The 13,715-nt window shown below is 67.8% G+C and carries 12 protein-coding genes; 10 read left to right on the top strand and 2 right to left on the bottom strand.

Annotated elements, in window-relative coordinates:
• Nucleotides 1-45 precede the first annotated feature (45 nt).
• Nucleotides 46-2,673 carry a valine--tRNA ligase gene (locus ABZX37_RS14400; RefSeq protein ID WP_354739486.1) on the top strand — a complete coding sequence of 876 codons (2,628 nt, stop codon included), beginning with the start codon at nt 46-48 and terminating at the stop codon, nt 2,671-2,673.
• A gap of 375 nt (nt 2,674-3,048) precedes the next feature.
• The gene (gene upp, locus ABZX37_RS14395; protein WP_116205731.1) at nt 3,049-3,672 is read left to right on the top strand and encodes a uracil phosphoribosyltransferase; all 624 of its coding nucleotides are present in this window, start codon (nt 3,049-3,051) and stop codon (nt 3,670-3,672) included.
• On the opposite strand, the gene ABZX37_RS14390 is transcribed toward upp, so the two are convergent.
• Nucleotides 3,665-4,255: a TetR/AcrR family transcriptional regulator gene (locus ABZX37_RS14390; protein ID WP_354739484.1), complete on the bottom strand. Its 591-nt coding sequence runs from the start codon at nt 4,253-4,255 to the stop codon at nt 3,665-3,667. The genes upp and ABZX37_RS14390 overlap by 8 nt on opposite strands.
• A 94-nt stretch (nt 4,256-4,349) precedes the next feature.
• Between ABZX37_RS14390 and ABZX37_RS14385 the strand changes: the two genes are divergently transcribed.
• The 8 genes from ABZX37_RS14385 to ABZX37_RS14350 all read left to right on the top strand — a co-directional run bounded on the left by ABZX37_RS14385 (nt 4,350) and on the right by ABZX37_RS14350 (nt 13,046).
• Nucleotides 4,350-4,751, top strand: coding sequence for a MerR family transcriptional regulator (locus ABZX37_RS14385; protein WP_354739482.1), 402 nt, complete (start codon nt 4,350-4,352; stop codon nt 4,749-4,751).
• Nucleotides 4,748-5,728, top strand: coding sequence for an aldo/keto reductase (locus tag ABZX37_RS14380; RefSeq protein ID WP_354739480.1), 981 nt, complete (start codon nt 4,748-4,750; stop codon nt 5,726-5,728). Before ABZX37_RS14385 ends, ABZX37_RS14380 begins: the two co-directional genes overlap by 4 nt.
• 241 nt (nt 5,729-5,969) lie before the next feature.
• Entirely contained in the window at nt 5,970-7,514 is a 1,545-nt protein-coding gene (locus tag ABZX37_RS14375) for an NAD(P)-binding domain-containing protein (RefSeq protein WP_354739478.1), read from the top strand.
• A gap of 1 nt (nt 7,515) precedes the next feature.
• On the top strand, nt 7,516-8,541 hold the full coding sequence (locus tag ABZX37_RS14370; protein ID WP_354739477.1) for an alpha-hydroxy acid oxidase: 1,026 nt from the start codon (nt 7,516-7,518) through the stop codon (nt 8,539-8,541).
• Nucleotides 8,538-9,860 carry a cytochrome P450 gene (locus tag ABZX37_RS14365; protein WP_354739476.1) on the top strand — a complete coding sequence of 441 codons (1,323 nt, stop codon included), beginning with the start codon at nt 8,538-8,540 and terminating at the stop codon, nt 9,858-9,860. The genes ABZX37_RS14370 and ABZX37_RS14365 overlap by 4 nt, the downstream gene beginning before the upstream one ends.
• A complete protein-coding gene (locus tag ABZX37_RS14360) occupies nt 9,857-11,128 on the top strand; it encodes a cation:proton antiporter (RefSeq protein WP_354739474.1) in 1,272 nt (423 codons plus the stop codon). Before ABZX37_RS14365 ends, ABZX37_RS14360 begins: the two co-directional genes overlap by 4 nt.
• A 92-nt stretch (nt 11,129-11,220) precedes the next feature.
• A complete protein-coding gene (locus ABZX37_RS14355) occupies nt 11,221-11,868 on the top strand; it encodes a response regulator transcription factor (protein ID WP_354739736.1) in 648 nt (215 codons plus the stop codon).
• A complete protein-coding gene (locus ABZX37_RS14350) occupies nt 11,865-13,046 on the top strand; it encodes a HAMP domain-containing sensor histidine kinase (RefSeq protein WP_354739472.1) in 1,182 nt (393 codons plus the stop codon). Before ABZX37_RS14355 ends, ABZX37_RS14350 begins: the two co-directional genes overlap by 4 nt.
• Here ABZX37_RS14350 and ABZX37_RS14345 read toward each other — a convergent pair.
• Nucleotides 13,021-13,713, bottom strand: a complete 693-nt coding sequence (locus ABZX37_RS14345) for a DUF6198 family protein (protein WP_354739470.1) — start codon at nt 13,711-13,713, stop codon at nt 13,021-13,023. The genes ABZX37_RS14350 and ABZX37_RS14345 overlap by 26 nt on opposite strands.
• Between the last annotated feature and the right edge of the window lie 2 nt (nt 13,714-13,715).

Raw genomic sequence — 13,715 nt, 5'->3', positions numbered from 1 at the left:
CCCCCTGCGTAACCCCGCCGCGGCGGGTTCGTAGACTTGTCCATTGTGACCGAGAACGCTCCGCAGCAGAAAACCGACCTTCCGGGTGCCTGGGACCCGGCCGCCGAGGAAGCCCCGATGTACGACCGCTGGGTAGCGGCCGGGTACTTCACGGCCGACGCCTCGTCGGGGAAGCCGCCGTTCTCGATCGTACTGCCGCCGCCGAACGTCACCGGCAGCCTGCACATGGGCCACGCGCTCAACCACACCCTGATGGACGCGATGAGCCGCCGCCGCCGGATGCAGGGCTACGAGGTGCTCTGGCTGCCGGGCATGGACCACGCGGGCATCGCGACGCAGAACGTCGTCGAGCGCCAGCTGGCCGGCGAGGGCCTGTCGCGCCACGACCTGGGCCGCGAGAAGTTCGTCGAGCGCGTCTGGGAGTGGAAGGCCGAGTACGGCGGCAAGATCCTCGGCCAGATGAAGCGGCTCGGCGACGGCGTCGACTGGTCCCGCGAGCGCTTCACCATGGACGAGAACCTGTCCAAGGCCGTCCAGACGGTGTTCAAGAACTTCTACGACGCCGGCCTGATCTACCGCGCCGAGCGGATCATCAACTGGTGCCCGCGTTGCCAGACGGCGCTGTCGGACATCGAGGTCGACCACAGCGACGACGACGGCGAACTCGTGTCGATCCGCTACGGCGACGGCGACGCCTCGATCGTCGTGGCCACCACGCGCGCCGAGACGATGCTCGGCGACACCGCGGTGGCCGTGCACCCGGACGACGAGCGGTACGCGCACCTGGTCGGCACCGAGATCGAGCTGCCGCTGACCGGCCGGAAGATCCCGGTGGTCGCGGACCGGCACGTCGACCCGGAGTTCGGCACCGGCGCGGTCAAGGTGACCCCGGCGCACGACCCGAACGACTTCGAGATCGGCCGCCGTCACGACCTGCCGATGCTGACCGTGATGAACGAGCGCGCCGCGATCACCGTGCCCGGTCCGTTCGAGGGCCTCGACCGGTTCGAGGCGCGTCCCGCGGTGGTCGCCGCGCTGTGCGAGCAGGGCCGGATCGTCGCGGAGAAGCGGCCGTACGTGCACGCGGTCGGGCACTGCTCCCGCTGCGACACGGTCGTGGAGCCGCGGCTGTCCCTGCAGTGGTGGGTCAAGGTCGCCGAGTTGGCGCAGGCCGCTGGCGACGCGGTCCGTGACGGGCGGACGAAGATCCACCCGGCGGAGCTGGAGAAGCGGTACTTCGACTGGGTCGACAACATGCACGACTGGACGATTTCCCGTCAGCTGTGGTGGGGGCACCGGATCCCGGTCTGGTACGGGCCGGACGGCGAGGTCGTGTGCGTGGGTCCGGACGAGCAGCCGCCGTCGGGTGACGGGTGGACGCAGGACCCGGACGTGCTCGACACGTGGTTCTCGTCGGGGCTGTGGCCGATGTCGACGCTGGGCTGGCCCGGCGAGACGGACGACCTGGCGAAGTTCTATCCGACCAGCGTGCTGTCCACCGGCTACGACATCCTGTTCTTCTGGGTCGTGCGGATGATGATGTTCGGCGTGCAGCAGATGGACGGCCGCCAGCCGTTCGACCACGTGTACCTGCACGGACTGATCCGCGACGCGAACGGCAAGAAGATGTCGAAGTCGCGCGGCAACGTGATCGACCCGCTGGAGTGGATGGACGCCTACGGGGCCGACGCCACCCGGTTCACCCTGGCCCGCGGCGCGAACCCGGGCACGGACATGGCGCTGGCCGACGAATGGGCCGCGGGGTCGCGCAATTTCTGCACGAAGCTGTGGAATGCCAGCAAGTTCGCGATGATGAACGGGGCGACCGCGGCGGGTTCGCTGCCGTCCGCTGCCGAGTTGACCGAGCCTGATCGGTGGATTCTCGGGCGGCTCGCGACGCTGGTGTCCGAAGTGGACGGACTGTTCGAGGACTTCCAGTTCGCCAAGGTCGCCAACGCGTTGTACCAGTTCACCTGGAACGAGCTGTGCGACTGGTATCTGGAGCTGGCCAAGGTTCAGCTGTACCAAGGGGATTCCGCGCGGGTCGAGGCTACGCGGAAGGTGCTTGGGCAGGTGCTCGACACTGTGCTGCGGTTGCTGCACCCGTTCGTTCCGTTTGTGACCGAGAAGCTGTGGACTGCGTTGACCGGCGGCGAATCGCTGGTGATCGCCGAGTGGCCGAAGGCGGTCGAGGGCTACGCCGACCCGGTCGCCGACGCTCGGGTGGCCGACGTGCAGAAGCTGGTCACCGAGATCCGCCGGTTCCGCGCCGACCAGGGCTTGAAGCCGGGGCAGAAGGTCGCCGCGCGGCTGACCGGCGAGGCGTATCCGGAGGGACACTCGGGCGCGATCCGGTCGTTGGTGCGGCTTACGGAGCCGGAGGACGGTTTCTCGGCCAGTGCTTCGTTGGAGGTGGCGCTGGCTGGTGGCTTGGTGACTGTGGAGTTGGATACTTCCGGGACCATTGATGTCGCTGCCGAGCGGAAGCGGCTGGAGAAGGATCTCGGGGCTGCGCGGAAGGAATTGGCGCAGACTGAGGGGAAGCTCGGGAACGAGGCGTTTATTGCCAAGGCCCCGGAGCAGGTGATCGAGAAGATCAAGGTGCGGCGGGAGACTGCTGTGGCTGATATTGGGCGGATTGAGGCTCGGTTGGCTGCGTTGCCTGCTTCCTGAGGTCTCGCGTTCGGCTCGTCGCCTGGCGGCGACATTGCGCCCTGAGTGGGGCCACCACCCCGAAGTTTGATTGTGCTGACGGTTCGGGGGTGCTTGTCAAGGCGGGAAAGATGCCTTGACAAGCACCCCCGAACCGCAGGGAGGCTTCGTATCGGGGTGCGGGGGAGGGGCTGGGTGCCTCGAACGTCGGGTGCACCGGTGCGGTTTGGGTGGTGGCTGGGGCGCATCGCGGAGGGGTTCGCGCGGGTCGGAGGTACGTGAGGGGAACCCTGAGGGAATCAGAGTTCCTGAAGGTGGCCCTCACGGACGTAATCGGGCCCACGAACGCGCGGGGAATGAGTGGCGTCCCCGAACTGGGCGGCTAAGTTGTGCGGCATGGATGTGCACGTCGTCGATCACCCGCTGGCCAAGGCTCGTCTCTCGACCATGCGGGACGCTCGGACGGACAGTGCCGCGTTCCGGGCCGCGTTGCATGAGTTGACTGTCATGCTCGTTTATGAAGCCACGCGGGATGCGCCGGTGCGTACTGAGCGGATTCATACTCCCGTTGCCCGGACCGACGCGTATCGGCTGGCCAGTCCGCCGTTGCTGGTGCCTGTCTTGCGGGCTGGGCTGGGGATGGCTGACCAGGCGCACAAGCTCATCCCGGACGCGCAGATGGGGTTCGTCGGGCTCGCTCGGGACGAGGAGACGCTCAAGCCGACTCCCTACCTCGAGTCGCTGCCCGAATCTCTCGCGGATCGGCCGGTGCTGGTGCTTGATCCGATGCTCGCGACCGGTGGGTCGATGGAGTACACGATCCGGCTGCTGACCGATCGCGGGGCTACTGACGTCACCGCGATCTGTGCGCTTGCCGCGCCGGAGGGGCTCGCGCATCTTGAGCAGACTGGGCTGCCGGTTCGGGTGGTCACCTCGAGCATTGACGAGCGGCTCAACGACTCCGGGTTCATCGTGCCGGGGCTGGGGGACGCGGGGGATCGGCAGTACGGGGCTAGGTAAGCCAGCCGGAAGCGTTGGCGTGCAAGGCCTTTTCGTACGCATCGGAGACGCTGAAGTCGGCTGGCAGGCGGCCGGACAGTTCCAGGGACACCAGGCCGTGCACGAAACCCCACAGGCTGACTGTGATCAGTTCCGGCGCGACATCCTGGAACTGGCCGGACGACACCGCGGCGCGGACGACTCCGGTCAAGGGGGCGAGGGTGGACTGGGCGACCTCGTCGGCTTCGGCGTTCGGTTCGAAGCCGGGGACGGAGCGGCTGAACATGATCGCGTACAGGTGCGGGTCGGCCAGGGCGCTTTCGCGGTAGGCGATGCCCAGGCGCACGAGGTCGGGTACTGGCTCGCCAGTGAGGGGGACCATCGCGAGGCGGGCGCCGAAGCGGCGGAAGCCTTCTGCGTACAGGGCGTTCACCAGGTCCGGTTTGCTGCCGAACAGCGAGTACACCGCGGTGGTCGACGTGCCGGAGTCGGCGGCCAGTTTTCGCAAGGACAGCGCCTTGGGGCCGTCCGCGGAGATCAGTTCGCCTGCCCGGTCCAGGAGCTTCAGCCGGAGGGATTCGTCGTGGGTACGGGGGCGAGGCATGTACCCAGCGTAACGCAACAACGTTATAAAACGCGACCGTGACCGTCGTTGAAGATTTGACCTGGAGTGCACTCCAGGTCGTACTGTCGAGCGCATGAGCTACTCGATAGCGGAAGCCGCACGACGTAGCGGCCTGTCGATCGACACCCTCCGGTACTACGAACGGATCAAGCTTCTCGAACCGCCCGCTCGCGATTCGGCGGGGCGGCGCGCCTACTCCGACGAGGACCTGAACTGGCTCGGCTTCCTCACGAAGCTGCGGCTCACCGGGATGCCGATCAAGAGCATGCGCGAGTACGCCTCGCTGCGCAGGCACGGGGTGGCCAGCGCCGGACGGCGCAAGGCGATCCTCGTGGAGCAGCGGCAGTCGGTCGCCGACCGGATCGCCGAGCTGCAGGGTTGTCTCGACATCCTGGACTACAAGATCGCCAACTACGAGCAGGTCGAGCGCAAGGCCTTCGGCGTCGCGCCCGAAATGGAGGGAATTTCCGCGTGATCGGTACGAGGAAGCTCGGCGCACTGGAGGTCGGCGCACAGGGGCTCGGCTGCATGGGGATGAGCTCGGCCTACGGCGTGCGCGACAACGACGGCGAGTCCGTCGCCACGGTGCACCGGGCGCTGGAACTGGGGGTGACCCTGCTCGACACGGCCAACGTGTACGGCGCGGGGGAGAACGAGAAGCTCGTCGGCAAGGCGATCGCGGGCCGTCGCGACCAGGTGGTTCTCGCGACCAAGTTCGGCATCGTGCACACCGACGCGGGCATGACCGCGCGCGGTGACGCCGCGTATGTGAAGCAGTGCTGCGACGAGTCGCTGCAGCGACTCGGGATCGACCACGTCGACCTCTACTACCAGCACCGCGTCGACCCGAACGTCCCGATCGAGGAGACCTGGGGAGCGCTTGCTGAGCTGGTCGAGGCCGGGAAGATTCGCTACGCCGGGATTTCCGAGGCGGGCGCGGAGACGATCCGCCGGGCGCACGCGGTGCATCCGGTGACCGCGTTGCAGAGCGAATGGTCGCTGTGGACGCGCGGGATCGAGGACGAAATTCTCGGTACTTGCCGGGAGCTGGGGATCGGAATCGTGCCGTTCTCGCCGCTGGGCCGCGGGTTCCTGACCGGCGCGGTCACGTCGGTGCAGGAGCTGCCCGAGGGCGACATGCGTCGTGGCCTGCCGCGGTTCGCCGAGGACAACCTCGCGCGCAACATGGCGATCGTCGAGGCGCTGCGTGCGCTGGCCGCGGACAAGGGCGTCACGGCGGGGCAGTTGGCGCTCGCCTGGGTGCAGGCCAAGGGGGCCGACGTCGTGCCGATCCCGGGCACGAAGCGGCGGAAGTACCTGGAAGAGAACGTCGGCGCGGCCAAGCTGGAACTGTCCGAAGAGGACATCGCGGCGATCGAGAAGGCCGCTCCGGCCGAGGCGGTCGCGGGTGCGCGGTACCCGGAGGCGCTCGCGCGCGTCACCGGCAAGTAGCGGTCGAGCCGAACGCCCCAATGCCACATTGGGGCTTGTCAGTGGTGCGGTGTGTGGCTCGGCTGCTGCGAAGGCATCGCGTGCGCCGGGTCAGCCGCGCGGCGCGAGAACTCCCGCGCGCTGCTGAGAAACCAGCGTTGGGCACCGGCGTCCCGAAGACCGGGTACGTTCTGAGGGATTTCTGAGATCTTCCGACCACTCTGATCGCCGTCAGATCAAGGCGACGCGGGAGGTCGGTGTCATGGCGGACGTGCTGGACTACCTGGTGGTCGGAGCCGGGCCGGCGGGATTGCAGTTCGGGCGGCAGCTGGGCGGGGCCGGGCGAAGCTACCTGGTCCTGGAGCGCGGGTCCGTGCCCGCCGCGTTCTTCACGCGATTTCCCCGGCACCGCACGCTCATCTCGGTCAACAAGAAATACACCGGATGGACCGACCCCGAGCTGAACCTGCGGGTCGACTGGAACTCGCTGCTCGACGACGGGCCGGACCCGCTGGTCTTCACCGACTACAGCGCCGAGATGTTCCCTCCGGCGGAAGCATTTCTCAGCTACACCGCCGATTACGCGGCGAAACACGACGTCAAAATCCGGTACGACACCGAGGTTGCGCGAATTTCGCGCGCGGACGACGTCTTCACGGTCACCGCCGGCGACGGGGAGAAGTTCAGCGCGCGGCGGCTGATCATGGCAACCGGCGTGACCAAGCCGTATGTCCCGGACGTGCCGGGCATGGAGCTGGTCGACCAGTACGCCGATTACGACACCGATCCGGAGCAATTCATCAACCAGCGCGTTCTCGTGCTGGGCAAGGGAAACTCCGCATTTGAGACGGCCGACAGCATCAACGCCTTCGCCGCGGTGCTGCACGTCGCCGGCCCGCGACCGGTCAAGCTCGCGTGGCGTACGCACTTCGTCGGACACCTGCGCGCGTTCAACGCGGGCGTGCTCGACATGTATCAACTCAAGCTGCAGCACGCGATCCTCGACGGCGACGTCCGCGAGATCACCAAGGACGAGAACGGCTACCACGTCAAGTTCGCCTTCGCGCGGGCCAATGAACTGGTCAAGGAAATTCGCTACGACCGGGTCATCGCCGCGACGGGGTTCCGGTTCGATGCCTCGATGTTCGACGAGGATTGCCGCCCGGAGATGACGATCAACGACCGGTTCCCGGCGCAGACCTCGTCGTGGGAATCGGTGAACGTGCCGGGACTCTATTTCGCCGGGACGATCACTCAGGCCCGCGATTTCAAGAAGGCCACCAGCGCGTTCATTCACGGCTATCGCTACGGCGTGCGCGCGCTTTCCAAGGTCCTCGACGAGCGTTACCACGACACCGAATGGCCGAGCACGGCGGTGGCTAATAAAACCCCCGAACTCGTCGACGCGGTCATTCAGCGAATCAACCGTACTTCCGCGCTGTACCAGCAGTTCGGCTTCCTCGCCGACGTCCTCGTGGTCGACGGCGACCAGGCCCGCTACTACGAGGAAGTCCCGGTCGACCGGTTCAAGGACACCGCGCTGGGGGAGAGTGCCAACGCGTTCGTGATCACCCTCGACTACGGTCCGGACCACGACAAGATCGATCCGTTCGACTTCACCGTCACCCGCGCGAGCCAGGATGTCGCGAACGATTCCGGCGAGGGGCATTACCTGCATCCGATCGTCCGGCATTACCAGGGCGGCGAATTGGTCGCGACCCATCACGTCACCGAGAACCTCGAAAACGAGTGGAACCGCCCGGTGCACGTGGACGCGTTGACGGCCTTCTTCACCAAGCAGCTCTGAAATGCGCACGATCGCGGAGCTGGAAGCCATCGCACGCGAACGGATGGAACCAGCGCACTACGACTATTACGCCGGTGGAGCGGGCGAGGAAGCCACCTTGCGCGCCAACGAAGAAGAATTCCGCCGCCGGGTGCTGGTGCCGCGTGCACTGCGCGGAGTCGGCAAACGCGACCTGACGGTGGAAATCTCCGGCTCAACGATGTCGATGCCGATTCTGGTGTGTCCGACGGCTTTCCACCGTCTCGCGCACTCCGACGGAGAACTCGCGACCGCGCAAGCAACTGCGGAAGCGGGCACCGTCTTCGTGTGCAGCATGGCCTCGACGACGGCTGTCGAGGATGTCGCCAAGGTCGCCGACGTGTTCTGGTTCCAGCTATATCCGCAATCAGACCGGGAGTTCACCGAAGCGGTCATCAGCCGGGCGGAGAACGCGGGCGCGCGGGCATTGGTGGTGACGGTCGATTCCGCGGTGCACGGACGGCGGGAACGCGACCACCGCCACGCATTCCACGATCTCCCTCCGGGGCTGGCCGCCGAGAACATGCGCGACGCCACCGGCCGGGTGCGGGATATCGAGATGCCCGCCGACCTGGCCTGGGACGATCTCGCCTGGTTGCGCGAAACCACGAAAATGCCGGTGCTGCTCAAGGGAGTGCTGCATCCGGAGGACGCCCGCCGCGCGGTGGCGGCCGGAATCGACGGGATCTTCGTGTCCAACCACGGCGGACGGCAACTCGACGGCGCGATCTCGAGCCTGGCCGCGCTCCCCGAAATCGTGTCCGTTGTGGACGGTCAAGTGCCGTTGATCCTCGACGGCGGCGTGCGAAGCGGCGCGGACGTCGTCAAAGCGCTCGCTCTCGGCGCGGACGCGGTCGGCGTCGGCAGGCCGGTGCTGTGGGGGCTCGCCGCGGCGGGTCAGGAAGGGGTCGCTGAAGTGCTGGAGCGGTTGCGCGAGGAAACGGACACCGCGCTCGGGCTTTGCGGCGCGCGGACGCCCGGCGAGCTGACAGCGGACCTGGTCCGATGAAACGGCTCGTGCTCGCCGCCGCGGCCGGGCTGGTCGCGACCAGCCCGAGGTGGCTGCCGGGCCGGGTCGTCGCGATGCGGAACCGGATCTTCACCCTGGTCAACGGGGACGAGGGCTACCAGGTGCCGGTCGAGGACTTCCGCCGGGTGTACGCCGATCCGGCGGCCGACGGACGCAGCGAGGGCGCCGCGCTGTCCGACCTGTTCTGGTACTGGCTCGCGCCCGGACCGCAGGTGCACCAGGAACATCTGGAACCGGGCCCGCGCTACGACGAGGTCGCCAAAACCACCCGGAACATCCTGGTCAAGTCCAAGGCCGAATCGCAGGCGCTGACCGAACGGGTCGCCGCGCGCGTGCTCGGCCGGATCGAAACCGGGCCGGGACGGCTGCTCCGGCTGCGCGACGAGATGATGCCGGTCTGGGCCGAGCTGTACTACGAGCTGGTGTTCGGCGAACCGTGCCCGCCGGAGGCCCGGGATCTGATCGTCGGGCACGCCGACGACGTCGTGTCCGCGCTGAAATGCGTACGCCCGCGCAACATGCGTCGCCGCGCTCGGCTGACCGCGTACCTGCGCCGCCGGCTCGACGACGTGCCGCATCCGCTGCCGTCGCGGCTCACCCGCGAGGAGCAGGTGTTCTACCTGCAAGGGACGTTCTTCAACACCGCGGTCGTGCAGATGTCCGAGGCGATGGCGCACCTGCTGATGGTGCTCGCCGAACACCCGCAGGTGCAGCGCAGGCTCGCCGAAAACCCGGACGACGACGAGTATTTCGACCGCGTGCTGGACGAATGCCTGCGCACGTACCCGCTGTTCGGCATCGCGCACCGCATCACCACCGGAGACATCGAACTGGCCGACCGGACCATCGACGCGGGCACCGTGCTGTTGTTCAGCTATCCGGAGTTCCACCACGCCGGAGTGGACCGTGCCGACGAGTTCGACCCGGAGCGCGGGGCCGGTTGCCCCGCGCACCAGCAGCGAAATTTCTTGCCGTTCGGCGTCGCGCAAAACCGGCCGTGCCCCGCGCGCGGCCTCGCCCCGGTGACGATGCGCGTGGTCACCAGGGAATTCCTGCGCCGGTTCGCCCTCACTACGAGCGCCGCGCACACCCGCTCGATTCCCAATCGCGGACCGGTTTTCGCCACCCCGCGCGGATCGCGGCGAAATCCCCGCACCGCATTGGCCTACCTGGCGGTGCGCGATCGCTGGGAAGACGTGTGGCGCAGCCTCGCGCAGCTGGTCTTCGGCACCTACATGGTGCTCGACGCGCGGCGGCTTCGGCTGTGCACCAAACACTTCCAAGGAGGAACCCGATGAGTGCCGTAGAAGCCGCACCCGCGTTTTTCCTGGCGGCCGTGGTGATCCTGGTGGCCTGCCGGGCGGTGAACGCGCTTGCGGTGCGGCTCGGGCAGCCGCCGGTGGTGGGCGAGATGGTCACCGGCGTGCTGCTGGGTCCGTCGCTGCTCGGGCTCCTGCTCCCGGGTGTACAGGAATGGCTGTTCCCGGACTCGGTGCGCACGCTGCTGTACCTCGGCGGCCAGATCGGGCTCGTCATCTACATGTTCGGCGCGGGCTACGAGTTTCGGCTGAGTGCGCTCAAGGAAGGGAGGAAGACCGTCGCGGCGGTTTCCGCCGCGGGCACAGTCGTGCCGCTCGCGCTCGGCGTGGGGGTGAGCGTGCTCGGCGCGAACTGGGCCGGAATCCTGAAACCCGGGGTGTCGCCGGTGGTTTCGGCGGCGTTCGTCGCGGTGGCGCTCGCGATCACCGCGTTCCCGATGATGGCCCGGATCATCACCGAACGCGGCTTGGGCGGCACGAGGTTCGGCGCGCTCGCGCTGGCCTGCGGCGCTCTCGACGACGTCCTCGCCTGGATCCTGCTGGCCGTCGTCCTCGGCATGCACGCCGGCACGGCCGGTCCGATCGCGACGGCCATCGGCGGCGGCCTGCTGTTCGTGCTGCTGATCTGGCTGGTGGTCCGGCGGATCGTGGCGCGGGTGATGGACAACCCGCGGGTACCGGTGGATCAGCGGATGCTCGTCACCGCCATGTTCCTGTTCGGCGCCGCGTGGTTCACCGACGTCATCGGCCTGTACGCGGTGTTCGGCGCGTTCATGCTGGGGCTGGTGTTCCCGCGCGGCGAAGCGGCCGACGCGGTGCTCGCGCGGATCATGCCGGTCGGCCGGGTCGTGTTCCTGCCGCTGTTCTTCACCTATTCCGGCCTCAACACACGATTCGCGCTGCTCGCCGACCCGAAGCTGCTGATGTTCGCGCTGGTCTGCATCGCGGTCGCGGTGGTCGGCAAACTCGGCGCCTCGTGGGGCGCGGCGCGGCTGACCGGCGAACCGCAACCGGTCGCGCTGCGGATCGGCGTGCTGGTGAACGCGCGCGGACTGATGCAATTGGTGGCGTTGAACGTGGGGCTGTCCGCCGGAATCGTTTCGCCCGCGCTGTTCACCGTCCTGGTGCTCGTCGCGCTCGTCACCACGATCATGACCTCGCCGGTGCTCGGCTGGCTGGACAAACGCGACGCCCGCCGGTACTCCGACGGGGAAATGCCCGAATTTCTCCTCACCGGACGAAGCTGAACGATTGCCTACGAAAGTCGAGGGTCGGATGGCCGGATCACTGCGAGTATGGACCTGTGCACGATGAGGCAGAGACCCCGGCGGCTTCCCGGGTGCTCCTGGTCGAGGACGATCGCGATCTCGCCGGGATGCTCGTCGAATTGCTCGCCGGAGAAGGTTACGAGACCGAAGTGGCCCACGACGGCCAGCGCGGCCTGCACCTCGGGCTCACCGGACGGCACGCGGTGGTGATCCTCGACCGGCGGCTGCCGGTGGTCGACGGCCTCTCGGTGCTGGCCCAGCTGCGCCGCCGGGCGGTGCCCGCGCGGGTGCTGGTGCTGTCGGCGCTGGGCGAGCTGGCCGACCGGGTGCACGGCCTCGACACCGGGGCCGACGACTACCTGGTGAAACCGTTCGAGACCGACGAGCTCCTCGCCCGGGTGCGCGCGTTGTGCCGCCGCGACGAGGAGCACGCCGAATCCCTCCCGCTCGGCGCGGCGGCGCTGGACCTGCAGCGGCACGAGGTCGTGCTGCCGCGCGGCGAGCGGGTGACGCTGTCCGGACGCGAGTTCGAACTGTTGCGCACGCTTGCCCAGCGGCCCAAAGCAATCCACCCGCGGGCGTCCCTGCGCGCGGGGGTGTTCACCGAATCCGCCGCCGAGTCCATTGTGGACACCTATGTGTACTACCTGCGGCGGAAGCTGGGGCGGGACGTGGTGAAGACGGTGCACGGCCTTGGCTACCAGATCGGGGCGGTGTGACCACCGTCGTCGCCCCGGAGGCGCGGGCGCTGCGGCGCGCGCGGCGGACCATCGCGGGCCAGATCGCCGTGGTGATCACGATGGTCGTGCTCGCCGCGGGCGTGATCGCGTACTGGGTGCTCCTGCGCGGGCAGTCCGCGGAGACCGAGCGGCAGCTGGAATTCGCGTTGAGCCACGGGCTTTCCGCGACCCCGCCCGGATGCACCTACCTGGTGACGCCGGAGGGACACGCGCCCGCCGGGCGGCTGCCGTTCACGCTCCCGCCGGTGCCGCAAGTGCCGCACGACGGTGATGTGGCGACGGAAGAACGCGTGCTCGACGGCGCGACGTACACCATCCGCACGGTGAACCGCGGCGGCGAGGTCTGGCAGGCGTACTTCAACGAGCATTACCTGATCTCTGACCGCGAACAGCTGTTGTTAGGGCTCGGGGTGGCCGAGCTGGTGGTGCTGATCGCGTCGGTGATCAGCGGGTATCTGCTGGCAGGGCGGGCAATTCGGCCGCTGGGCGAGGCATTGCGCCGGCAACGGACGTTCGTCGCCGACGCGTCCCATGAGCTGCGTGCGCCGCTGACCCGGTTGCACACCCGCACGCAGCTCCTCGCCCGGCGCGGCGGCGCGGGACCGGCCGAGCTGCAAACCCTGGTCTCGGGCACCCGGGAATTGGGCGCGGTGGTCGACGATCTGTTGTTGTCCGCGCAGGCCTGCGCCGAGCGGCCGCACCTGGAGCCGGTGCAGCTGGCGGTGCTGGCGGAACAGGCGGTGGCGGCGGAATCGGTCCGGGCGAACGACCGGCAGGTGGACCTCCGGCTGAGTCGTTCGCCGGGGCTGGAGGACGTGGTGCCGGGCGTGCCGACCGCGTTGCGGCGGGTGTTGTCCGCCTTGCTGGACAACGCGATCGGGCACACGCCGCCCGGCGGGTCGATCGAGGTGATTCTCGCCAATCCGGACGCCCGGCACGTCGAACTGCGCGTGTGCGACACCGGAACCGGCTTCCCTCAGCAGGAAGCAGAACGGCTTTTCGAACGGTTCGCCCATGGGGCGCACGGCGAGGGACGACGGTTCGGGTTGGGATTGGCGTTGGTGCAGGAAGTCGTGACCGGACACGGCGGGACCATTGCCGCGTTCGGAAAGCCTGGGGTCGGCGCGACGTTCACGCTGCGCTTTCAACGGGCTTGAGCTTTCGGGCCTGGAACTTCTTGTACAGGAAGAAATAGAGCTTGATGTACTGGCCGACCAGGACGGCGTTGATGATCGTGCCCTCCCGGATGAAATGCGGTCCGCCGAGGAAGATCAGCCCGATGCCCGCCGAGATCGCCAGCAGCGTGCAGTCGAAGACCGTCTTGATGTTTCCCCATTTGCGGCCGGTCTTCTTCTGCAGGGTGTTGACGAACAGGTCGATCGGCATCAGCACCAGATTGGCGCGGATCATCAGGAAGAGCCCGAACGCCAGCATCGCGTCGGCGAGGAACAGCAGCGCGAGATTAGCCGCGTAGGGCGCGAGCGAGATCCACTTCGTCGCCATCAGGTTGAAGTCGAGCAGGGCGGCCAGAATCAGTGCTGGAACCAGCGAGAACAGATTCTTGAGTTTGAATGCCCTTGGCAGCACCAGGAAAGTCAGCCCGAGCATGAGCACTTCGAGCATGAGATTGAACGTGCCCTGGCTGAGCGGCGGGAGCACGAGCGTCATCGTGCGGGTCAGGCTGCTTTGCGGGGAGATGCCGATCCCGGCCCGGATGGCCAGGCCGAGACCGAGCGTCAGCAGGTAGATGCCCGCGATGTAGGTGATCCACCGCCGCACCACGTTTCCGGTGTCGATTACTCCCGCGTCTTTGTCGTAAGGCACGA

Source organism: Amycolatopsis sp. NPDC004079 (assembly GCF_040610415.1).
Taxonomy (GTDB): domain Bacteria; phylum Actinomycetota; class Actinomycetes; order Mycobacteriales; family Pseudonocardiaceae; genus Amycolatopsis; species Amycolatopsis halotolerans.
Note: the sequence above shows the minus strand (reverse complement) of the source record. Positions and strands in the feature narration are given on the sequence as shown.

What these genes read in the sequence shown, in the direction of transcription:
- upp (WP_116205731.1), top strand. Translation starts at nt 3,049, where the DNA reads ATGGATGTGCACGTCGTCGATCACCCGCTGGCCAAGGCTCGTCTCTCG.
- ABZX37_RS14390 (WP_354739484.1), bottom strand. Translation starts at nt 4,255, where the DNA reads ATGCCTCGCCCCCGTACCCACGACGAATCCCTCCGGCTGAAGCTCCTG.
- ABZX37_RS14385 (WP_354739482.1), top strand. Translation starts at nt 4,350, where the DNA reads ATGAGCTACTCGATAGCGGAAGCCGCACGACGTAGCGGCCTGTCGATC.
- ABZX37_RS14375 (WP_354739478.1), top strand. Translation starts at nt 5,970, where the DNA reads ATGGCGGACGTGCTGGACTACCTGGTGGTCGGAGCCGGGCCGGCGGGA.
- ABZX37_RS14370 (WP_354739477.1), top strand. Translation starts at nt 7,516, where the DNA reads ATGCGCACGATCGCGGAGCTGGAAGCCATCGCACGCGAACGGATGGAA.
- ABZX37_RS14365 (WP_354739476.1), top strand. Translation starts at nt 8,538, where the DNA reads ATGAAACGGCTCGTGCTCGCCGCCGCGGCCGGGCTGGTCGCGACCAGC.
- ABZX37_RS14360 (WP_354739474.1), top strand. Translation starts at nt 9,857, where the DNA reads ATGAGTGCCGTAGAAGCCGCACCCGCGTTTTTCCTGGCGGCCGTGGTG.